The following is a 21400-nucleotide window of genomic DNA, read 5'->3' on the forward strand; positions in this document are numbered from 1 at the left end:
GAAAAGCCGCGAAGCGTCTCAGTGTCTGCAACGGTGCAACAGGTCGAGCCGCTTCGCGGCATGTCCTCTGCTGGATCCCGGATCTCCTTCCGCTGACGCTCCAGTCGTCCGGGAAAGGGGGTGGAACGCCCGCGTGGTGGCCTCCACTTTCTTCAATGTCGTGTACCGTGGACGCCGGCATGAAAAACGAATCATGAAAAACAAATCATCGGCATTTGCCGACGCTGGGACCCGCGCATGCTTCGACATCGGCACGTCGCCTGAAATCCGGAATGGCCTCGCATCGTGCGAGGCCACCCGCGAAGCCTGGGCCGATCAACCATGCGGCCTCCCGCGACCGGCGGGCGGGTTCCTCAATGCTCGTGCGCATGCTCCGGCAGCGTCAGGCCGAAATGCGTCACCAGATCCTGCACCTGGGCCGGGGTCAGGTGGCGCGGGTTGAGGTTGCGCAGGAGCAGGTAGAGCTTGGCGGTCTCCTCCAGCTCCTCGGTGGCGAAGACCGCGGCCTCCAGGGTGTCGCCGGCCACGACCGGGCCGTGATTGGCGAGCAGCACCGAGGAATATTGCCCGGCGAGGCCCCGGATCGCGTCGGCGACCGCCGGGTCGCCGGGGCGGAAGTAGGGCACCAGGGCCACCGCGCCGGCCCGCATCAGGCTGTAGGGCGTCAGCGGGGGCAGCACGGCGCGGGGGTCGATCTCCGGCAGCATCGAGACCGCGACGGCGTGGGTCGAGTGCAGGTGGACGATCGCCCGGGCCGAGGACCGGCTGTCGTAGAGGGCGCCGTGGAGCGGGATCTCCTTCGTCGGCTTGTCGCCCGACAGGAGCTTGCCGTCCCGGTCGAGGCGGGAGATCCGGGCCGGATCGAGGAAGCCGAGGGAGGCGTTGGTCGGCGTGACCAGCCAGCCGCCGTCGTCGAGCCGCAGCGAGATGTTGCCCGACGAGCCCGGCGTCAGGCCGCGCTCGAACAGCGAGCGCCCGAAGCGGCAGATCGCCTCGCGCAGGGCGGACTCGCTCATGGCCGATACATCCGTCACGCCGTCGCTCCCTCGATCAGCTCGAAGCCGAGATCCACCACCGTCGCCGGGCTCCCCGTGCAGAGCAGCCGTGCCGCCGTGGCGCCGGCCTCGACCCGCGGGGTGCGGATGGTGGCGAGCGGCTGCGGCATCAGCCGGCCGACATCGAGGCCGTTATAGCCGAACAGGGCGAGCCGCCCCGGCACCGCGATGCCGTGGGCGAGGCAGTGGAAATAGCCGCCGAGCGCCATGTCGTCGTTCGAGAAATAGGCCGCGTCGAGGTCCGGCACGCGCGCGAGCAGGGCGGCGAGCCCCTGCCGCCCGGCCTCGACCGAGGACGGGCTCGCCACCCGCTCCTCGTCGGCGAGCGCCAGGCCGGTCTCGCGCAAGGCGTCGCGAAAGCCCGCATAGCGCTTGGCGGCGCGCCGGTCCTTGGTCAGGTCGTGGCCGATATAGCCGATGCGCCGGTAGCCGCGGCCGACGAGGTGACGGGCGCTCGCCTCGCCGGCGGCGCGGTTGGAATAGCCGACCACGATGTCGAGCCCCGGCCCGTCGGTGTCGAGGAGTTCGGCCACCCTGACGCCGCTCGCCGCGAGACGCCGCCGCGTGCCGGGATTGTGCTCGAGCCCGGTGACGATCAGCCCGGCCGGGCGCCAGCTCAGGAGCGAGCCGACCACCGCCTCCTCGCGGTCCTGGTCGTAGTCGGTCACCGCGATGACCGACTGGAAGCCCTCCTGCTCCAGGGCCGCGGTGGCGCCGCGCAGGAGATCGGGAAAGACGATGTTGGTGAGCGAGGGGATGACGATGCCGATCAGCCGCGAGCCGGTCGAGGCGAGGGTGCCGGCGATGCGGTTCGGCACGTAGCCGAGGCGGGCCACCGCGGCCTCGACCCGGGCCCGGGTCTTTTCCGAGAACGAGCCATGGCTGCGCAGGACCCGCGACACCGTGCTCTCGCCGACCCGCGCCTCGCGGGCGACGTCCGCGAGCGTGATCGGGCGGCGGCCGGCCATGTCGAACGGCTCCGCGTCCCCCGTCTCGAAGGCATCGTTGCCTCCCTCGTCCATGCGTCCTCCCCCGGGCGCGCCGCGCCTTGTCATCGCCGCGCGGGAGCGCCACGATGTCATGGTTCCCCGGCCGGCTCAACGGATCGTTGGTCCGTATTGGCAGCGCTGCCAATACGGTGCTAGACCGAACGTGCTAGAGCTTGGGACGATGGCGCGGCGTCAGATCGCGCGGGACAGCGGGCGCCCGACGGCGTTCCGCAGGAGGAAACGGCATGAGCGACACATCCGCCCGCGTCGCGGTGATCGGCCTCGGCTCCATGGGCTACGGCATGGCTCAGGCCCTGCGCCGCGCCGGACTCGACGTCGCCGGCAGCGACGTCTCGTCCGAGAGCGTCGCGCGGTTCGTCGCCGAGGGCGGCCGGGGGGCTTCGAGCCCGGCGCAGGCCGCCGCGGATGCCGGCATCGTGGTCTGCGTCGTCGTCAACGCCGCACAGACCGAGGCGGTCCTGTTCGGGCCCGACGGCGTCGCCGCGGCGATGCCGGAGGGTGCGGTCTTCGTCTCCTGCGCCACCATGGATCCGGAGGTCGCCCGGCGGCTCGCCGCCCGGCTCGAAGCGACCGGCCGGCACTACCTCGACGCGCCGATCAGCGGGGGCGCCCAGCGCGCGGCGCAGGGCGAGCTGACGATCCTGGCCTCGGGCAGCCCGGCGGCCTTCGCGCGCGCCAGGCCCGCCCTCGATGCCATGGCGGCCAAGCTCTACGAGCTCGGCGACGCCGCCGGCGCGGGCGCGGCCTTCAAGATGATCAACCAGCTGCTCGCCGGCGTCCACATCGCGGCGGCGAGCGAGGCGATGGCCTTCGCGGCCCGCCAGGGGCTCGATCTGCGGCGCGTCTACGAGGTGATCACCGCCTCGGCCGGCAATTCCTGGATGTTCGAGAACCGGATGCCCCACGTCCTCGACGGCGACTACGCGCCGCGCAGCGCCGTCGACATCTTCGTCAAGGATCTCGGCATCGTCCAGGACATGGCCCGCAGCCAGAAATTCCCGGTCCCGGTGGCGGCCGCCGCCCTGCAGATGTTCCTGATGGCGTCCGGCGCCGGCATGGGCCGGGACGACGACGCCTCCGTGGCGCGGATCTACGCCCAGGTGACCGGGACCGCGCTGCCGGGCGGGGCGGGGTGAGGCCATCCTGCCGGACCTGACCATCCCACCCGCGCCCTCGTCCCGAGGTGCTGGGCGATCGACGATCGCACAGCCTCGAAGGAGGGCTCCAGCGATCAGGGCGATGTCTGGATGTGTCCTTCGAGGTCGATCCATCTCGGATGGACCGACACCTCAGGATGAGGTCGTGTACGGGATGGGTCCGACAAGCCGAGGCACGCTCAGGATGCGCCCGCCAAGGGCGCCGAAGCCGATCAAGGGAGGATCACCATGCCGCGCTTTGCCGCGAACCTGACCCTGATGTTCACCGAAGTCCCGTTCCTCGACCGGTTCGCGCAGGCCGCTGAGGCCGGGTTCGAGGCGGTCGAGTTCCTGTTTCCCTACGAGCATCCGCCGGAGGCGATCGGCGAGCGCCTGACGACCCACGGCCTGACCCAGGCCCTGTTCAACCTGCCCCCGGGCGACTGGGCGGCGGGCGAGCGGGGGCTCGCGGCCCTGCCCGACCGGTTCGAGGAACTGAAGGCCGGCGTCGAGACGGCGCTTGCCTACGCTTGCGCCACCGGCGTGAAGCGCCTGCACCTGATGGCCGGCATGGCCGACCGCAGCGATTCCAGGGCGCAGGACTCCTACCGCCGCGCCGTCGCCTGGACGGCGGAGCGGGTCGGCCGTGAGGGGCTCGACCTCGTGCTCGAGCCGATCAACGCCCGCAACATGCCGGGCTACTTCCTCAACGATTTCGATGATGCCGCCGACCTGATCCGCGCGCTGGCGCTGCCGAACCTGAAGCTGCAGTTCGACCTCTACCACTGCCAGATCCTGCACGGCGACGTGACCATGCGGCTGCGGGCCCTGATGCCGATGGTCGGCCACGTCCAGACCGCCAGCGTGCCCGAGCGGCACGAGCCCGGCAGCGGCGAGATGAACGACGCCTTCCTGTTCGCCGAGCTCGACCGCCTCGGCTATGACGGCTTCATCGGCTGCGAGTACAATCCGCGCGCCGGCACCCGCGAGGGCTTGGGCTGGTTCGACGCCTATAAGGGAGCCCGCGCATGACCCTGGCCCTGGGCTGCATCGCCGACGACTATACCGGCGCCTCCGACCTCGCCAACACCCTGACCAAGGCCGGCCTGCGCACGGTCCAGACCATCGGGGTGCCGGCGGACGATCTCGCGCTGCCCGAGGTCGACGCCGTGGTGGTCTCGCTCAAGAGCCGGTCGATCCCCGCCGGGGAGGCGGTGGCGCGCTCGCGCGAGGCCGCCGCGTGGCTGAACGCCCGGGGCGCCGGCCACCTGCTGTTCAAGGTCTGCTCGACCTTCGATTCGACCGATGCCGGCAATATCGGCCCGGTCACCGACGCGCTGCGGGAGGATGCCGGCGAGGCGATCGCGCTCGTCACCCCGGCCTTTCCGGAGACGGCGCGCACGGTCTATCTCGGCCACCTCTTCGTCGGCATGGTCCCGCTCGCCGAGAGCCCGCTCAAGGACCATCCCCTCAACCCGATGCGCGATTCGAACCTCGTGCGGGTGCTGGCGCGCCAGAGCCGGGCGGGGGTCGGGCTGATCGACCTCGCCACGGTGGCGCAGGGCGCCGAGGCGGTGGGGGCCCGGCTCGACGCGCTCGCCCGCGAGGGCAAGGGGGCGGCCATCGCCGATGCGGTGCTCGACCGCGACCTCGCGGTGCTGGGCGCCGCCGCCCTGACCCGCAAGGTCTCGACCGGCGCCTCGGGCCTCGGGCTGGGCCTCGCCCGCGCCCTGGTGGCGGCCGGCCGCGTCGCGCCCGCGGCGGCCACAGCCGATCTCGGACCCGCCATCGGCGGCCCGGCGGCCTGCCTCGCCGGCAGCTGCTCGCAGGCGACCCTCGGCCAGATCGCCCGGGCCGAGGCCGCGATGCCGGTGCGCCGTCTCGATCCCGCCCGGCTGCTCGCCGGCGAGGACGAGGCCGGCGCGGCGCTGGCCTGGGCGCTCGAGCGGATCGGCGACGGCCCGGTGCTCATCGCCAGCAGCGCCGGCCCGGAGGACGTGGCGGCGGTCCAGGCCCGCTACGGCCGCGACGCCGCCGGCCACGCCATCGAGGCCGCCATGGCGCGGATCGCCGAGGGGCTGGTGGCGCACGGGGTGCGCCGCCTGGTGGTGGCGGGCGGCGAGACGTCGGGCGCGGTCGTCGACCGCCTCGGGCTTCCGGCCTTCCGCGTCGGCCCCGAGATCGCTGCCGGCGTGCCGGTCCTGCGCACCACCGACCGCGACATGTGGCTGGCCTTGAAGTCGGGCAATTTCGGCGGGCCGGACTTCTTCGCCGATGCGCTGCGGCTGATGCCGTAGGCCGAACGCCCTTTCCCGGCTGGCTGCAACGAAGTGGAATGGGATTCGGGATCCCGCACAGGATGTCGTGAAGCGCCGATGGGCCTGCAACGGTGCACCTTGCAGAGTCGCTCCGCGCCGCTTCTCCTCTGGCTCCCGGATCTCCTTCCGCCGACGCTCCAGTCGTCCGGGAAAGAGATGGCCGGGAGACGTGCGTCAGGGATCACCCGGTAGCTCCACCTCCTCCCCATCCTGGGGCGGAGCCGACGAGCTTGGCGCCTGTCCGCCAGGAGTGGTCGGTCCCTGCGTTGCAGCCGGACCCGGTGCTCCAGGCGCGGCCGGCGCCTTCGCCTCCGGCTGCCACGGTCGCGTCTCTCCCGGGCGCTTGGCGGTCTCGACCACGACGCCGTCCGCCGTGAAGCGCAGGGTCGTCGCTCCGTGCGCTGCCAGGAACGGTCTGTCGAGGACGTGCTTGGCCGCGCACCCGGCCGGCGCCTGGAGCCGGCTCACCACCACGGTCGCGCGGGCGCAATCCTCCGGAAAGGCGCGCTTGTCGCGCACCAGGGCCACGCTGATCCCCTGCGGGCCGTGGCCGACGCAGCCGAGCTTGTCGCAGCGGGCCTGCGCGCTCAGGCCGGGATCGTCGCGGGAGCGGCCGTCGCCGTCGGCCTTCAGCCACTGTTCCAGCACGAAGCCGGGGGGCTTGCCCAGCACCACGAGGCGTCCGTTGGCCCCGCGCAGGGCCGCGCCGCCGCCCTCGCGGTCGACGTAGAGGTCGGGCCGGACCGGGCTCGCCGCGAGCGCCAGGCCGAGGAGGCCGGGGGCGAGGCCGAGCCAGCGCAGGCCGGAGACCGGCAGCACCAGGAGCAGGAGGGCCACCGTCATCAGCCCGAGCGCACCCGGGCCGAAGGCCGGCAGGACCACGGTGGCGCGGTCGAAGCCCTGGATCCAGGCCGAGATGTCGAGCATGCCGCGCACGGCGAGGCCCATCGCCCACCAGACCGGCCGGTCGAGGGCGAAGGGATGGGCCAGCATCCCGAGCACCGCCGCCGGCATCACCACCAGCGAGACGAGCGGCAGGGTGAGCGCGTTGCCGACGACGCCGAAGGGCTGGACGGTCTGGAAGTGGTAGGTGGCGAAGGGCGCGGTGGCGAATTGCGCCACCAGCGTGGTGGCCAGCGTGCCGACCACCGTCGCGAGGCCCCAGGCGAGGGCCTTGGTCACCGGCCCGCCGCCCTCCGGGTTCCACAGCCGCCCCTCGATCAGCCGGGCGCAGGCGACGAGCCCGGCCACCGCCCCGAACGACATCTGGAAGCTCGGGCCGAGCAGTCCCTCGGGCTCGCGGGCGAGCGAGATCAGCGCCGCCAGCGCCAGGTTGCGCAGGCTGAGCGCCGGCCGGTCGACCAGGATCGCGCCGAGCATCACCAGGGTCATGACCAGCGAGCGCTCGGCCGCGAGGTCCCACCCCGAGAAGGCGCAGTAGCCGGTGACCGCGATCATCGCCAGGAACGCCGCGATCTTCTTGATCGGCCAGGACAGCGCCAGTCCGGGGAGGAGGGCGAGAAGGGCCCGCACGAGCCAGAACACCACCCCGGCGGCCAGCACCATGTGCAACCCGGAAATGGAAACGACGTGATAGATGCCGGCCGCCCGCAGGGTGTCGTTGGTGGGCTGGTCGATGAGCCCGCGCTTGCCGGTGACGAGGGCGGCCGCCACCGCGCCGGCCTGGGTGATGCCACCCTTGTCCCCGTTCGATTCGGCGATGCGGCGGGTCAGCGCGTTGCGGGCGTCGTCGAGGCCGGCGGCGAGCCGCAGGGGCCAGGGCGCCGGCTCGGGCGGCGGCTTGACGGCGGCGGCGCCCAGCAGCGAGCCGACGGCGCCGATGCCGCGGAAATACGCGTCGCGGGCGAAGTCGTAGCCGCCCGGCCGCGCCGGCTCCGGCGGCGGCAGCAGGCGCGCCTTGGCCTCGATGTAGTCGCCGGGCCGCAGCGCGTCGCCGCGGCGATAGGAGACGCGCACCCGCGCCGGGCGCTCGGCCGCCGGCATCTCGCCGAGCCGCAGGACCCGCACCACCAGCCGCGCGCCCTCTTCCCGCTCCTCCAGCGCTTCGACGAAGCCGTGGAGCGGGGCGATCACGGTGCGGGCGAGGACCGGCGCCGCGACGCTCGCCGTGCGGTAGGCCGCCGCCGCGAAGCCCAGGAAGACGAAGGACGCCGCCAACAGCAGGGCCGGGGCCACCGCCCGCGCCCGGAGCGCGACGGCGCCGCCCGCCAGGGCGAGGCCGGTGCCGAGCGGGGCGGCGAGGAGGACCGGCCCGTCCGCGAGCGTGAGGAACACGAGCGCCCCGGCCCCGAAGGCGACCGCCAGCCAGGGAAACAGCCGGCGCTGCCCGGCCTCCGCGGCGAGGCAGCCGGCGATCCGGCCGCGGAACGCCGGGAGCAGCAGCACGGGCGCCGGCAGCGCGCCGACGGCGCGCGCCACGATCCCCGTTCCTGCGCCCGGCCCCGCCATCGCACCGCCCCGACGAGGCTGCGCGCAACCGCCGCTCCCTCGGGCCCCGGGCGCGGGCCCGGCCCCGATGACGGTTTCTTAACGGCTCGTCTCGCGCATGCTACAGGACCCGGCGCCGGCGGGTCGACTCGCCCGACCCTGCCCCGACGGCCCCGGCCACATCGTTTTTTCGCTCTCACCTCGGTTCTCGAAGCGCATGTCCTCCGTCGTCACCCGCTTTGCCCCGTCGCCCACGGGCTTCCTCCACATCGGCGGGGGTCGCACGGCGTTGTTCAACTGGCTCTACGCGCGCCGTCACGGCGGGCGGATGCTGCTGCGCATCGAGGACACCGACCGCGAGCGCTCGACGCAAGGTGCGATCGACGCGATCCTCGACGGGCTCGCCTGGCTCGGCCTCGATTGGGACGGCGACGTGGTCTACCAGTTCGCCCGCGCGGCCCGGCACCGCGAGGTGGCCGAGGGGCTGCTCGCCACCGGCCGGGCCTATCACTGCTACGCCACGCCCGAGGAGCTGACCGAGATGCGCGAGAGCGCGCGTCGCGAGGGCCGGCCGATCCGCTACGACGGCCGCTGGCGCGACCGCGATCCCTCCGAGGCCCCGGCCGGCGTCAAGCCGGTGATTCGGCTCCGCGCGCCCACCGAGGGCGAGACCGTGGTCGAGGATGCGGTGCAGGGCCGGGTGGTCTGGCAGAACAAGGATCTCGACGATCTCGTCCTGCTGCGCTCGGACGGCACGCCGACCTACATGCTGGCGGTGGTGGTCGACGACCACGACATGGGCGTGACCCACATCATCCGCGGCGACGACCACCTCACCAACGGCGCGCGCCAGACCCAGATCTACCAGGCGCTGGGCTGGACCGTGCCGAACATGTCGCACATCCCGCTGATCCACGGGCCGGACGGGGCCAAGCTCTCGAAGCGCCACGGCGCCCTCGGCGTCGATGCCTACCGCGACCTCGGCTACCTGCCGGCGGCGCTCCGCAACTACCTCGTGCGCCTCGGCTGGAGCCACGGCGACCAGGAGATCTTCTCCACGCAGGAGATGATCGCCGCCTTCGACCTCGCCCAGGTCGGGCGCTCGCCGGCCCGGTTCGACTTCGCCAAGCTCGAGAACCTGAACGGGCACTACATCCGCTCGTCCTCGAACGAGGCGCTGGTCGAGGCGATCGAGGCGATCCTGCCGACGCAAGGACAGCGCTGGGGCCTCTCCGCGCCGCTGGCCCCGGAGATCCGCGAAAAATTCATCGCCGCGATGCCGGGGCTGAAGGAGCGGGCCAAGACCCTGATCGAGCTCGTGGACAGCGCCTACTACCTCTACGCGCCGCGCCCCCTCGCCCTCGACGAGAAGGCCTCGGGTCTCCTCGGCAATGGCGGGCGCGAGCGGCTCGCCGGGGCGCTGCCCCACCTCGAGGCGCTCACCGAGTGGTCCGCCGCCTCGACCGAGGGTGCGGTGCGGCACTACGCGGAGGGCGCCGGGGTCAAGCTCGGGCAGGTCGCCCAGCCCCTGCGGGCGGCGCTGACCGGCCGGGCGACCTCGCCGCCGCTCTTCGACGTGATGGCGGTGCTGGGCCGCGAGGAGAGCCTCGGCCGCCTGCGCGAGCAGGCCGCCTGAGGCACAACCAGGCCGTTTCCCCCCGCGAGATCCGCTCGCGGGGGGATTCGCCACCCCGATCCGACCACCCCTGAACAGAATCTGAATTCTGTCATCCGGGCGGGGAGGCGTGGTTGATGCCGGTGCGTCGATCCGCTAACCCGGGCGTTGAGTGAGCAACCGCAGCAAAGTCGCCGCCTGCCCCCGGGCGCCGCGGTCGAGGCGCCGACGCTCAGTCACGTTGATGGAAAGGGTCCGCAACCCCATGAGCCTCCCCACCAGCACCCTCACGGTGAACGGTCGCACGATCGAGCTGCCGACCAAGGCCGGCACGGTCGGCCCGGGTGTCGTCGACATCAGCAAGCTCTACGCGCAGACCGGGCAGTTCACCTACGACCCGGGCTTCACCTCGACGGCGTCCTGCGAGTCCAAGATCACCTATATCGACGGTGACGAGGGCGTGCTCCTCTATCGCGGTTACCCGATCGAGCAGCTGGCCGAGCACGGCGACTTCCTCGAGACCTGCTACCTGCTGCTGTACGGCGAGCTGCCGACCGCGGCCCAGAAGGCCGATTTCGACTACCGCGTCACGCGCCACACCATGGTGCATGACCAGATGAACCGTTTCTTCCAGGGCTTCCGCCGCGACGCCCACCCGATGGCGGTGATGGTGGCCTGCGTCGGCGCGCTCTCGGCGTTCTACCACGACTCGACCGACATCACGGACGAGAAGCAGCGCATGGTCGCCTCCATGCGCATGATCGCCAAGATGCCGACGCTGGCGGCCATGGCCTACAAGTACTCGATCGGCCAGCCGTTCGTGTACCCGAAGAACGACCTCGACTACACCTCGAACTTCCTGCGGATGTGTTTCGCGGTTCCGTGCGAGGAGTACCAGCCGAACCCCGTGCTGTCGCGCGCGCTCGACCGGATCTTCATCCTGCACGCCGACCACGAGCAGAACGCCTCGACCTCGACGGTGCGGCTCGCCGGTTCCTCGGGCGCCAACCCCTTCGCCTGCATCGCCGCCGGCATCGCCTGCCTGTGGGGTCCCGCCCATGGCGGCGCCAACGAGGCGGCGCTGAAGATGCTGGCCGAGATCGGCACGCCCGAGCGCGTCGGCGAGTACGTCGCCAAGGCGAAGGACAAGAACGATCCCTTCCGCCTGATGGGCTTCGGTCACCGGGTCTACAAGAACTACGACCCGCGTGCCCGCATCATGCAGAAGACCACGCACGAGGTGCTGAGCGAGCTCGGCATCAAGGACGATCCGCTGCTCGACGTCGCGATGGAGCTGGAGCAGATCGCCCTCAAGGACGAATACTTCATCGAGAAGAAGCTCTACCCGAACATCGACTTCTACTCGGGCATCACCCTCAAGGCGATGGGCTTCCCGACCTCGATGTTCACGGTGCTGTTCGCGCTCGCCCGCACCGTCGGCTGGATCAGCCAGTGGGCCGAGATGATCGAGGACCCGTCCCAGAAGATCGGCCGTCCGCGCCAGCTCTACACCGGCGCCCCGAAGCGCGACTACGTGACGACGGCCCAGCGCGGCTGACGCTGCCGATTGGTGAAATGAGAACGGGCGGCACGCGAGTGCCGCCCGTTTCTTTTCGTGCTTCGCAGGGTTTGAAAATCTGGCGCGGGTTCGTCCTCTCCCCGCGGGGCGAGGGTGAGGGGGATTTCCGGAGGAGCCCCATCCGGCACGTCACCCTCGCTTCGGCTGCGCCTGGGCTTGCCGTGTTCCCTGGACGGGAACGCGGCCCTCTCACCGCCCCCTCGTGGCGACGGCCTTGACGGAAGCAGGTCGCGTGCGATCGAGGTTCCGGCGAGCATAGCCGTCAAGCGTTCCCAGCCGCGGGCGACGACCTTGGGTCGGTGTGACGTGTTGGGCGCGTTCCAGCCGCCATGGCGGGCCACGATCCACGACAGCCGGCTCGGGCTACCGGCGGGTGGGGGTTGCGCAGGCGGACCGTGCTGCCCTCGCAGGCGCATCCAGGTCCGCGACGACCGGCAGGCACGCCACGTCCAGCACGTCCTGCATCGGTCGCCGGCTGCCATCGCGCGCATCCACCGACAGCCGCACCATCTCCTGCGCGGGCGCCGCATCCGGCACCCCCCGTGTCGTCAAAAGCCGCCAGCACAAGGGCGTCACGCCCGCGGGCGGATCAGGCGCCTGCACGCAGACGCACTGCAGGCTCGGGCAGGCCGGCTCGCGAGACTCCAGGGTGGAGGGGCACACCACCTCGACCGGCCCAGCGCGCCGCGTCACCTTGGCGGTGCGGGACGGCTGCCCGGGTCGGGCACCTCCACCGTGCCTTGGCCGTCGCCGGCCATCGCGTCTCGCCCTGCAGGCCGCCGTCTTCGACCGGCGGCCGGTCGTGGCGCGCGCACCAGAAGGTCCGTGCCCGCAGGCCGACGGGCGAAGTGGCCGACGGGCGAAGTGACTGTCGCCGTCGCCCTCCTGGTCGGCGACCACGATCGGACTCTGGGCCGTATCGGACAGAGCCGTCGCGGCGGCCCTGGCTCCGATGATCCAGCGCAGGCTCTCCTTCTCCTCGACCGGCCGCTGGTGGCGGGGGAGGATCGGGCGGGTGGAGCGGGTCCAGAACCGGGCATCGACCGGGCCCGGCACCGCCTCGTCGTCGGCTTCCACGGCGACGACCGGGTGCAGGACGAAGCCGGGATTGCGACCGTTGCCGGCCGGTCCCAGGCCGTGACGGCCGGCAGCAGCCGGCGTGACGTTGATCACGCCCGTGTCCTGGACCGCCACGATCGGCCGTCCGGCACAGGCCTGGGCGGTGCGGGCCGCAGAAGCCTGAACGATCCCGTCCCAGTCGGTACAGGGCGAAAACGGATAGCGGTGGTCCGCGGCCGTACCGGCTTCGCTGCCGCCGACCGTACTCGGCACCACGCTGCCGGTGGTGACGATCCGCTCGAACGGCCACGCCCCGCGCGCCTCCCTGCGCACGTCGCCCGATCACAACCCCCGCATCGGCCGTCCCCGCTCGGCCGCGGTGCTCCATCCGTGTGAAGCTCGGTGTTCGCGATGAAGTGTGGCCATCGTCCGTCCCGCCTCTCTCGTCAGGCGGTGAGCGATTTTGCCCGACTGACTTTAGAATAGTTTCGAAAAAGCCTCGTGATGCAGTCGCGATTCAGCCTCGTTTTGTAGTCGCGGCGATGCTGCGGCCCTTCGACCCCCGGTCCGATCTTGTCGCGCGGGCGGGTTCCCGCCTATCAGGGGCCCGCGCCGTCCCCGGTCGCCTCCCGCCCGCTCCCACCGGACCGTCATGCTGAAGGCCTTCCTCGCCTATTACCGGCCGTACCGGGCCCTGTTCCTTCTCGATTTCGGCTGCGCCATCCTGTCGGGGCTGCTCGAGCTCGGCTTCCCGATGGCGGTGAAGGCCTTCGTCGACGTGCTGCTGCCGCGCCAGGACTGGAGCCTGATCCTGCTCGCGGCCGCGGGGCTCGCGCTGCTCTACGTCGCCAATGCCGGGCTGATGGTGGTGGTGACCTATTGGGGCCACGTGCTCGGCATCAACATCGAGACGACGATGCGGGCCCGGGCCTTCGACCACCTGCAGACGCTGTCGTTCCGCTTCTTCGACAACCAGAAGACCGGCCACCTCGTCGCCCGGGTGACGAAGGACCTGGAGGAGATCGGCGAGGTCGCCCATCACGGGCCCGAGGACCTGTTCATCGCCGTGATGACGCTGTTCGGCGCCTTCGGGCTGATGCTCACCGTCCATCCGCCGCTCGCCCTGATGACCGCCGCGATCCTGCCGGTCATCGCCTTCGTCACCGTGCGCTACGGCGGACGGATGACGCGGAACTGGCAGGCGCAGTACGGCCGGGTCGGTGCCTTCAACGCCCGCATCGAGGAGAATGTCGGCGGCATCCGGGTGGTGAAGGCTTTCGCCAACGAGGCGCACGAGCGGCGTCTCTTCGCCGCCGACAACCAGCGCTACCGCGCCACCAAGCTCGAAGCCTACAAGATCATGGCGGCGAGCCTGTCGCTCAACTACCTCGGCATGCGCCTCGTCCAGATCGTGGTGCTGCTGGGTGGAGCCGCCTTCGTGGTGCGGGGCGATCTCAGCCCCGGGGGCTTCATCGGCTTCCTGCTCCTCGTCGGGGTGTTCTACCGGCCGCTGGAGAAGATCAGCGCGGTCGTCGAGACGTATCCCAAGGGGATCGCGGGCTTCCGCCGCTACATGGCGCTGCTCGCCACCGCCCCCGACATCGTCGACCGGCCCGGTGCGATCCCGGCGCCGCCCCTGCGCGGCGAGATCCGCTTCGAGGGCGTGCGCTTCGGCTACGGCGACGGGCGCGAGGTCCTGAACGGCGTCGACCTCGCGGTCGGGGCCGGCGAGACCGTGGCCTTCGTCGGGCCGTCGGGGGCCGGCAAGACCACCCTGTGCTCGCTGGTGCCGCGCTTCTACGACGTCGAGGGCGGGCGCATCACCCTCGACGGCCACGACATCCGCGACCTGACGCTCGCGTCCCTGCGGAGCCAGATCGGCATCGTGCAGCAGGACGTCTTCCTGTTCGCCGGCACGATCCGCGAGAACATCGCCTATGGCCGGCTTGACGCGAGCGAGGCCGAGATCCGGGCGGCGGCGCACCGGGCCCGCCTCGACGCGCTGATCGAGACGCTGCCGGACGGCCTCGACACGGTGGTGGGCGAGCGCGGCGTCAAGCTCTCCGGCGGGCAGAAGCAGCGCCTCGCGATCGCCCGGGTCTTCCTGAAGAACCCGCCGGTCCTGATCCTCGACGAGGCGACCTCGGCCCTCGACACCCAGACCGAACGCGAGATCCAGCAGGCGCTCGCCGAGCTGACCGAGGGGCGCACGACGCTGGTCATCGCCCACCGTCTCGCCACCATCCGGCACGCCGACCGCATCGCGGTCGTCTCGGGCGGACGCATCCTGGAACAGGGCTCGCACGACGCCCTGGTGGCGGCGGACGGCGCCTATACGCGCCTGCACGCGGCGCAGGCGGGGGCGATGGCCGCGGAGTGATTCCGCGGCCCCGGCTCCTGACGCGAGCGACCGGAGACGGGCGTCAGTGCGCCGAGGTGTGGAGGGCCCAGACGTCTTCCTCGACGTCGAGCAGGGTTTCGTGGATCTGCCGCGCCAGGGCCAGCGCGGCCTCGTCGCTCGTCGCCGGGCCGTTGAAGCGGGCGATGACCGCCAGCGTCTCGACCGTCAGCGCCTGCCGGAAGCGGGCGAAGCCCCCTGGGCACTCAGCCTCGTAGGACAAGGCGAGGTCCCGCAGGACATGCGCGAGGAGATCCGCCGCAGGGGCTGCGGCGGGAGCGGGGGCGCGGCTCTCGGCGGCCGGCAGCAGGTCGAGCGTCGGGATCATACCCGCACAGGTAGGACCTGCAACGCCCGAGCAACATTCGGGCGTACAGCCTAGGTCTGACGGCATAATGCGCTGCGTCGGGCCAAGCCCGACGGCGCATCCGTCGATCATCGCATGCGGGCGTCGCGCAGCGTGGAGCGACGTCTTCCGTTGATCACCACGCGGGGTCAGTCCTGTCAACAGACCTGACGCAACTGTGAACGGCGTTGGTCTTCCACAAACCGGAGGCCGCCGGACGGTCCGGACTGTCGAACGCCGAACGGTGGACTGGGTTGTCGGGATCGCAACCTAAGCGGACTTGCGTTGGCAGGCCGGCGCTTCGCCTGCTCAGGTTCTTGTTGTGTCGCAGATTTTTGCCGCCGAACCGGTGTCCGCTTCGGCGAAATCCGCTTGGGCGAAATCCGCTTGGGCGCGGATGCGGCGTGCCCTCAGCCCATCACCAATCCACCATCGACGGTGAGCACCTGCCCGGTCATGAAGCGGCTGTCGTCGTGGGCGAGGAACAGGACCGGCCCGGCGATGTCCTCGGGGCTCGCGAGGCGGCGAAGCGGCGTCTGGGCGATCAGCGCCTCGCGCACGGCCTCCGGCGTGTCCCGGCTCGCGGTCGTCGGAACGACGAGGCCCGGCGCCACGCAATTGACCCGCACGCCGACCGGCCCGAGTTCGGCGGCGAGGTTGCGGCTGAAGCCGACGAGCGCCGCCTTGGCGGTGGTGTAGTCGTGATAGGGGATGCTCGGGCGCGCCACGAGGTCGCTCACGAGGTTGACGATGCTGCCGCCGCTCCGTCGCGTCAGCAGCGGCAGCAGGGCCTGCACGACGGTGTGGGTCGCCCGCACCGCCCCGTCGAACTGGCGCTGGTAGGCCTCCCACGGCAGGTCGCGGAAGCGGGTGCGGTGGTCGGGGTCGAAGCGGTAGGGCGCGAAGGCGTTGTTGACGATCGCATCGAGGCGCCCGATCTCCTCGGCGATCCGTGCCGCGAGCCCCGCCACCGCGTCCGGATCGGTGACGTCCGCGGCGACCGGGAGCGCCTGCCCGCCGAGGGTCCGGCAGCGCTCGGCCACCGCCTCGGCGCCGGCTTCGTCGCTGCGGTAGTTGACGATGACGAGGGCGCCCTCGGCGGCGGCGGCCCTGGCGATGGCGGCGCCGATGCCGCGGCTCGCCCCGGTGACCAGGATCGCGCGGTCGCGGAACCTCACGGCGTGTTCTCCTTCGTCGTCTCCCTGGCGGGGATCAGGTCGCTCTTCACCACCTGGCTCATGTCGAGGGCGCGGGTGACGAGACCGAGGCGCCGGAAGGTGTCGGCGCCCTGCTGCAGGACCGGCAGGTCGAAATGGCCGAGGCCCTCGCGCTCGGTCGTCGGCGACACGCTCGAGAGGTTGCGCAGGCGGATCACCTCGCGGTTGATCGCCTCGTCGCGGCCGTTGATTGCGCGGGTCACGGCGAGGCGGGCCGCCTCGTCCGGCTTGGCGATCATCCAGGCCGCCGAGTCGCGGTAGGCGGCGAGGAAGCGCCTGAGGAGCGGCTTCTTCGCCTCGTAATCCTTGCGCGTCACCACGAAGATGTCGCTCGGCAGGTTGAGGTGGTCGCGCACCTCGATCACGTCGACGTCGCCGAGACCCTTGGCGCGGCCGACGAGGAGCCCGGTATCGGTGGCGGCGGTCGCGTCGACCTGGCCCTGGATCAGGGGGGCGAAGTTGAGGAGGCCGGTGACCTCGACGGTCACGTCCGATTCCTTCAATCCCGCCGCGGCCAGCAGCAGGAGCAGGTGCTGGCGGGTGCCGCTCGCCAGGCTGTAGACGCCGACGCGCTTGCCCTTGAGGTCGGCGGCGGTGCGGATGCCGCGGCTCTTGGGCGAGACGACGTTGAACACGTTCTGCGGGTAGATATCGTAGATCGCCACCAGGTCCGCGCCCTTGTCGAGGGCGAGGTAGAACGAGGCCGGGTCGGTGAAGGCGACATCGGCCTGCCCCGCCAGCACGGCCTGGATCGCCGAGCCGCCGCCGTTGCCCGGCACGTAGTCGAGGGCGATGCCGCGGGCCTTGAACAACCCGTGATCCGGCTCGGCGAGCAGGTTGGTGATCTCGCTGATCGGCTGGCTCCAGCCGCCGACCGTGACCTTGTCGAGGCCCTGCGCGGCGGCCGGCGGGGCGCGTCCGGCAAGAGCGAGCGCAGCAAGAGCGAGCGCCGCGAGGGCGGGGAACGGCAGGGCACGCAGGCAACGTGGAATCGTCACGACACTCAACCTCTCGGGTAGCGACGCAGGATCAGGGATTCGAGGGCGCGGGCGGCCTCGTAGACGGCCATCCCGAGGGCGGTGATGACCACGAACAGGGCGAGGATCAGGCTCGAATCCATCACGCTCTGGGCGGCGATGATCGCGGCGCCGAGGCCCTGGCGCCCGCCGACGAACTCGCCCACCACCGCCCCGACCAACGCGAGCACAATGGCGACCCGGAACCCCGCCAGGATCACCGGCAGGGCCGCGGGCAGCTTCAGGCGCCACAGGGTCCGGGCCCGGCTCGCCCCGAGCATGCGAAACAGCTCGCGCTTGGCCGCATCGACCTGCTCCAGCCCCGTCAGGGTGTTCTCGAGGAGCGGGAAGAAGCAGATCAGCGCGGTGATCACCACCGTCGGGGTCAGGCCGAAGCCGAACCACAGGATCAGCAGGGGCCCGAGCGCCAGCTTCGGCACCAGCTGGCTCGCCAGCACGTAGGGGTGGAGCACCCGGTGGAGCGCCGGCCACTCGGCGAGGAGGATGCCGGCGCCGAGGCCGAGGCCCGTCCCGGCGGCAAGCCCGAGCGCCATCTCGGTCGCCGTCGCCCGCAGGTGCGGCCAGAGCCGGCCCGACGCGATCTCGCCCCACAGGGTCTCGGCCACCGAGGAGGGGGGCGGCAGGACCAGGACCGAGACCGCGCCCGTGCGGCACCACGCCTCCCACGCGCCGAGCAGTGCGACGAGGAGCAGGACGGAGGCGAGGCGCGGCCTCATGCGGCGCGCCCCGCGGCCGGGGAGGGGGCGTCCATGGCGGCGCGCAAGGTCCGGCAGGCGGCGCCGAACGCGGCGGCGTAGCGGATGCCGGGGGGGCGGGGACGCGGCAGCGGCACCGCCCCCTCGTGGACGAGGCGCCCGGCCGCCATCACGCCGACCCGATCGCCGAGATACGCCGCCTCGGCGATGTCGTGGGTGACGAACAGGGCCGCGGTGCCCCGCGCCGCGCAGAGGCGCAGGAGATCGTCCTGCAGTTCCTCGCGGGTGATCGCGTCGAGCGCCGCGAAGGGCTCGTCGAGGAGCAGGAGGTCGGGCGCGCCGATCAGGGCGCGGGCCATCGCGACCCGGCTCTGCTGCCCGCCCGACAGGGTGGCGGGGTGCCGTCCGGCGAGGGCGCCGAGCCCCATCGCCGCCAGGAGGTCGCGGGCGGCGTCCCGGTCGGCCGCGCGGGGGCGGCGCTTGAGCGAGACCGGCAGCAGCACGTTGTCGAGGACGTTGAGCCAGTCGAGCAGGGTCGGGGCCTGGAACACGAAGCCGACCCGCGGCGCCGGCCCGCGCACCGGCGCCCCGCCGACACGCACGAGCCCCTCGTCCGGCGCGATCAGCCCGGCGGCGATCTTGAGGAGCGTGGTCTTGCCGCAGCCGCTGCGGCCGAGCAGGCAATGCACCGCCCCGGGGGGAATCGCCCAGTCGACCCCGTCGACGGTCGCCGCCGCGTCGCCGGGGAAGCGGTAGCGCACGCCCGCCAGGGACAGGGTGGCGTCACTCGGCATAGGGCGCGAAGTCGTCCGCCGCGGCCTCGGCGCCGGCCTCGATCTCCGTCATCGTGACGAGGTCGAGCAGGCTGAAGCGGCCGTCATGGTGCCAGCCGGCCTCCGGCGCGGTCATCCGGCCGATGGCCGTGATGCGGGTGACCCCGGCCGCCGCGAGGTCGTTCGCCAGGGTGAACAGCCGGGTCGGCGAGGCCGCGAGGCCCGCGCTCTGGAGGTAGGCGCGGTGGGGCGCCACCAGGGCCGGCACCTCGGCGAGATCATCCACCGCCACCACCGCGACGGTGCGGTTGAGGCCGGACGGGCTCAAGGGCACGGCGGCCTCGAGGTGGATGACGCTCCAGGGATCCTCCGGGTCGCCGAGGAGCACGATCCCGTCCCCGTCGAGGGCCCGCATCTCGTGGCCGCTGCGCCAGGCCGCGATGGCGGCGGCCTCGCCCGGATCGAGACCCCGGCGCGGGTGGCGGGCGGCGAGCGCCGCGAGCGCATGGGCGAGGTGCCGGGCGAACTCGTCCGGCGCCACCGGCCCGCCGCGCTCCACGAACAGCATCTGCGGCGCGTAGCAGCCCTGCTGCTCGTAGCGCACCACGTCCTGGGCGGCGGCATGGGCCAGGGCGGCGGCCCGGCGGCTGTCCAACGCCTCGCGGCCGACCATGGCAAAGCCGATGCGGTGGCCGTGGGGCAGGAACCGGGTGGCGATCGGCACCCTGGCGCGCAACGCCTCCAGAGTGGCGTTGCCGCCATACGCCATGACGCAGTCGGCCGATCCCAGGAACGTCGCCTCGACGCCGCCCTCGCCGCCCTTCCACCAGGTCACCGCCAGGCACTCGCCGAGCTCGGGATCGGCCTCGGCGAGTGCCTGCGCGAACCAGCCGGCGGTCAGCGGCTCGGCCGAGGCGAGCTTGCCGATGCTGCCGGCCTTGACCAGCAGACCGGCGACGAGGCTCCACAGCGGCAGGGCCGGGACGTTGCCGGCCCAGACATGCAGGAGCAGATCGGGCCCGCGCGCCCGCACGAACCCGCCCTTCACCGCCGGCCGGAAGCCGTCGAGCACGCCCGGATCGGAAAAGTCCTCGGCGAGGAAGCGCAGGAGCTGGGGCCGCCGGAAGGTCTTGAGGTAGCGCGTCAGGCCGAGCCGCACGGTCTCGGCATCGTAGCCGGTGACGACCGGCAGCAGTGCCTCGGCCTTGCGCCGCAGGGGATGCGTGCGGTCGAGGAGGCAGGCGCTCGCCCGGTCGATCGCCTGGACGATGCGGGCGGTCTCCATGCCCCGCAGGGTATCCCGGGCACGGACCCGGACATGGGCGCAGAGCGCCCGGGCCTGGGCCTCGTCGAGCACCGGCAGCGCCACCGCGACCGTCTCGCCCCAGGCCCGGTGCGCGACGACCCGCCGGCCGACCGCGCCGGCGAACGGCCCCGGCAGGTAGCCGGCCTCCTCGACCCCGCTCGTCCCGCGATCGCTCATGCTCTCGCCGGTCACCCTTGGGCGGCGGTCAGGAACTCGGCCACCGCGACCGAGCAGCCGCGGGACGCCGAACCCTCGACCCGGCCGAGCAGCCGGAAGCCGCCCGGCACGATCACGCCGGCATCCTCGGTCAGGATCGCCGAGACCGAGTTGAAATGGGCGAGGTCGTGGTGGACCAGCACGCCGGTCTCGCCCTCGGGCAGGTCCCGGCCGGTCAGCGGATCGACGACGCGGCTGCGGATCCAGTGCGGGCCGGACTTCACCGGCGGGCAGACCGCGTTGCCGTCGTCGTAGAACTGGGTGCTCAGCTCGGTCATGCCGTACATGTTGAGGCAGGCCTCGCGCGGCACCCCGAAGGTCCGCGAGAGCGCGTCGTAGAAGGCGTCGGGCTCGATCTCCCGCGACTGGCCCTTGAAGCCACCGGTGTCGAACAGGACACTGCCGGGCGGCAGGGCGATGCGCCGGCCCCGTTCCGCGAGCGCGTCCAACACCGGCACGAAGGCGTAGGTGGCGCCGAGCAGCGCATAGGGCTCGCCCGAGGCCTCGGCCCGCTCCAGCGCCGCCACCAGCCCGTCGAGGTCGAGCCCGCCGGGGCCGATGAAGACCGCGCTGTCGGGCGTCCCGAAATGCGCCTTGGCCAGGGCCAGGTAATGGGCGAGCGACGAGTTGGGGAGCGCCGCCTCGTCGGGAAACAGGAGGCCCATGCGGATCGTGTCGCGCCCGCGCATCACCCGGGCGGCAAAGCCCTTCAGCATCGAACGGTCGTAGACCGCCAGCGTCGGGTGGTAGCTGCGGCCGCGCCCGCTGCCGGTGGTGCCGCTCGTCATGAACACCCGCGCGGCGTCGTCCGGCGGACAGCAGCTCAGGGTGAGGTCCTTGAACGCCTTGATCGGCACCGCCGGGATGTCGCGCCAGCGCCGCAGGCTAAGCGGCGTGCGCCCGCGCGCCTGGGCGAAGCGGCGATAGGGAGCGTTGTGCGCGTATTGGTGGGCGAAGAGCCGGAGCGCCATCGCCTCGAACTCCGCCTCGTCCGCGCCCGGCCGACCGATGAAGTCGATCAGGGCCTCGACGATCTCCGCTTGCGACATCACGGCCACCTCGCGCCCCATCGTGGGCGTCGGCCGTGCCGGGCGTGAGATCCTGCGCGAAAAGACGGCTGGCGGCAGCGCCCTCGTGGCGGCGCCAAGGCGGCCGTGCCGGTCCCGCATCCCTCCGCCGGCATGACCCGGAT

Annotated in this window: 17 protein-coding genes; 6 read left to right on the forward strand and 11 right to left on the reverse strand. The window is 72.2% G+C overall.

Translation table 11 applies throughout. From position 1 onward, the window contains the following. Nucleotides 1-353 precede the first annotated feature (353 nt). Both otnC and QR78_RS11670 read right to left on the reverse strand, forming a co-directional pair. Nucleotides 354-1016, reverse strand: coding sequence for a 3-oxo-tetronate 4-phosphate decarboxylase (gene otnC, locus QR78_RS11665; protein ID WP_048427689.1), 663 nt, complete (start codon nt 1014-1016; stop codon nt 354-356). Nucleotides 1017-1030: 14 nt separating this feature from the next. Then, a complete protein-coding gene (locus tag QR78_RS11670) occupies nt 1031-2023 on the reverse strand; it encodes a LacI family DNA-binding transcriptional regulator (RefSeq protein WP_048427703.1) in 993 nt (330 codons plus the stop codon). 266 nt (nt 2024-2289) lie between these two features. On the opposite strand from QR78_RS11670, the gene ltnD reads away from it, so the two are divergent. From ltnD to otnK, 3 genes are all read left to right on the forward strand, one after another. Next, entirely contained in the window at nt 2290-3201 is a 912-nt protein-coding gene (gene ltnD, locus QR78_RS11675; RefSeq protein WP_048427690.1) for an L-threonate dehydrogenase, read from the forward strand. Between the two features lie 249 nt (nt 3202-3450). Next, nucleotides 3451-4233: a 2-oxo-tetronate isomerase gene (gene otnI / locus QR78_RS11680; RefSeq protein ID WP_048427691.1), complete on the forward strand. Its 783-nt coding sequence runs from the start codon at nt 3451-3453 to the stop codon at nt 4231-4233. Further along, on the forward strand, nt 4230-5498 hold the full coding sequence (gene otnK / locus QR78_RS11685) for a 3-oxo-tetronate kinase (RefSeq protein WP_048427692.1): 1269 nt from the start codon (nt 4230-4232) through the stop codon (nt 5496-5498). Before otnI ends, otnK begins: the two co-directional genes overlap by 4 nt. A gap of 195 nt (nt 5499-5693) precedes the next feature. On the opposite strand, the gene QR78_RS11690 is transcribed toward otnK, so the two are convergent. Then, entirely contained in the window at nt 5694-7988 is a 2295-nt protein-coding gene (locus QR78_RS11690; protein ID WP_048427693.1) for a ComEC/Rec2 family competence protein, read from the reverse strand. 196 nt (nt 7989-8184) lie between these two features. Here QR78_RS11690 and gltX point away from each other — a divergent pair, with 196 nt between their 5' ends. Together gltX and gltA are read left to right on the forward strand one after the other, a co-directional pair. Continuing rightward, the gene (gene gltX, locus QR78_RS11695) at nt 8185-9603 is read left to right on the forward strand and encodes a glutamate--tRNA ligase (protein ID WP_048427694.1); all 1419 of its coding nucleotides are present in this window, start codon (nt 8185-8187) and stop codon (nt 9601-9603) included. A 244-nt stretch (nt 9604-9847) separates the two neighbouring features. Beyond that, a complete protein-coding gene (gene gltA, locus QR78_RS11700) occupies nt 9848-11140 on the forward strand; it encodes a citrate synthase (protein ID WP_048427695.1) in 1293 nt (430 codons plus the stop codon). A 384-nt stretch (nt 11141-11524) separates the two neighbouring features. Here the strand turns inward: gltA and QR78_RS11705 are convergent, their stop codons facing one another. Next, a complete protein-coding gene (locus QR78_RS11705; RefSeq protein WP_048427696.1) occupies nt 11525-12553 on the reverse strand; it encodes a hypothetical protein in 1029 nt (342 codons plus the stop codon). Nucleotides 12554-12872: 319 nt separating this feature from the next. Here QR78_RS11705 and QR78_RS11710 point away from each other — a divergent pair, with 319 nt between their 5' ends. Continuing rightward, on the forward strand, nt 12873-14600 hold the full coding sequence (locus tag QR78_RS11710; RefSeq protein WP_048427697.1) for an ABC transporter ATP-binding protein: 1728 nt from the start codon (nt 12873-12875) through the stop codon (nt 14598-14600). Nucleotides 14601-14643: 43 nt separating this feature from the next. On the opposite strand, the gene QR78_RS11715 is transcribed toward QR78_RS11710, so the two are convergent. The 7 genes from QR78_RS11715 to QR78_RS11745 all read right to left on the reverse strand — a co-directional run bounded on the left by QR78_RS11715 (nt 14644) and on the right by QR78_RS11745 (nt 21257). Continuing rightward, nucleotides 14644-14946, reverse strand: a complete 303-nt coding sequence (locus tag QR78_RS11715; protein ID WP_048427698.1) for a hypothetical protein — start codon at nt 14944-14946, stop codon at nt 14644-14646. A 428-nt stretch (nt 14947-15374) separates the two neighbouring features. Further along, on the reverse strand, nt 15375-16142 hold the full coding sequence (locus tag QR78_RS11720) for an SDR family oxidoreductase (RefSeq protein WP_048427699.1): 768 nt from the start codon (nt 16140-16142) through the stop codon (nt 15375-15377). Beyond that, nucleotides 16139-17179: an ABC transporter substrate-binding protein gene (locus QR78_RS11725; RefSeq protein ID WP_202972800.1), complete on the reverse strand. Its 1041-nt coding sequence runs from the start codon at nt 17177-17179 to the stop codon at nt 16139-16141. The genes QR78_RS11720 and QR78_RS11725 overlap by 4 nt, the downstream gene beginning before the upstream one ends. Nucleotides 17180-17184: 5 nt before the next feature. Continuing rightward, nucleotides 17185-17934 carry an ABC transporter permease gene (locus QR78_RS11730; protein ID WP_048427700.1) on the reverse strand — a complete coding sequence of 250 codons (750 nt, stop codon included), beginning with the start codon at nt 17932-17934 and terminating at the stop codon, nt 17185-17187. After that, the gene (locus QR78_RS11735; protein WP_048427701.1) at nt 17931-18707 is read right to left on the reverse strand and encodes an ABC transporter ATP-binding protein; all 777 of its coding nucleotides are present in this window, start codon (nt 18705-18707) and stop codon (nt 17931-17933) included. Before QR78_RS11735 ends, QR78_RS11730 begins: the two co-directional genes overlap by 4 nt. After that, on the reverse strand, nt 18697-20169 hold the full coding sequence (locus tag QR78_RS11740; protein WP_048427702.1) for an acyl-CoA reductase: 1473 nt from the start codon (nt 20167-20169) through the stop codon (nt 18697-18699). Before QR78_RS11740 ends, QR78_RS11735 begins: the two co-directional genes overlap by 11 nt. Nucleotides 20170-20180: 11 nt before the next feature. Further along, nucleotides 20181-21257 carry a LuxE/PaaK family acyltransferase gene (locus QR78_RS11745; protein WP_048427705.1) on the reverse strand — a complete coding sequence of 359 codons (1077 nt, stop codon included), beginning with the start codon at nt 21255-21257 and terminating at the stop codon, nt 20181-20183. Nucleotides 21258-21400: the final 143 nt, after the last annotated feature.

It is taken from the genome of Methylobacterium indicum, assembly GCF_001043895.1.
Lineage (GTDB): Bacteria > Pseudomonadota > Alphaproteobacteria > Rhizobiales > Beijerinckiaceae > Methylobacterium > Methylobacterium indicum.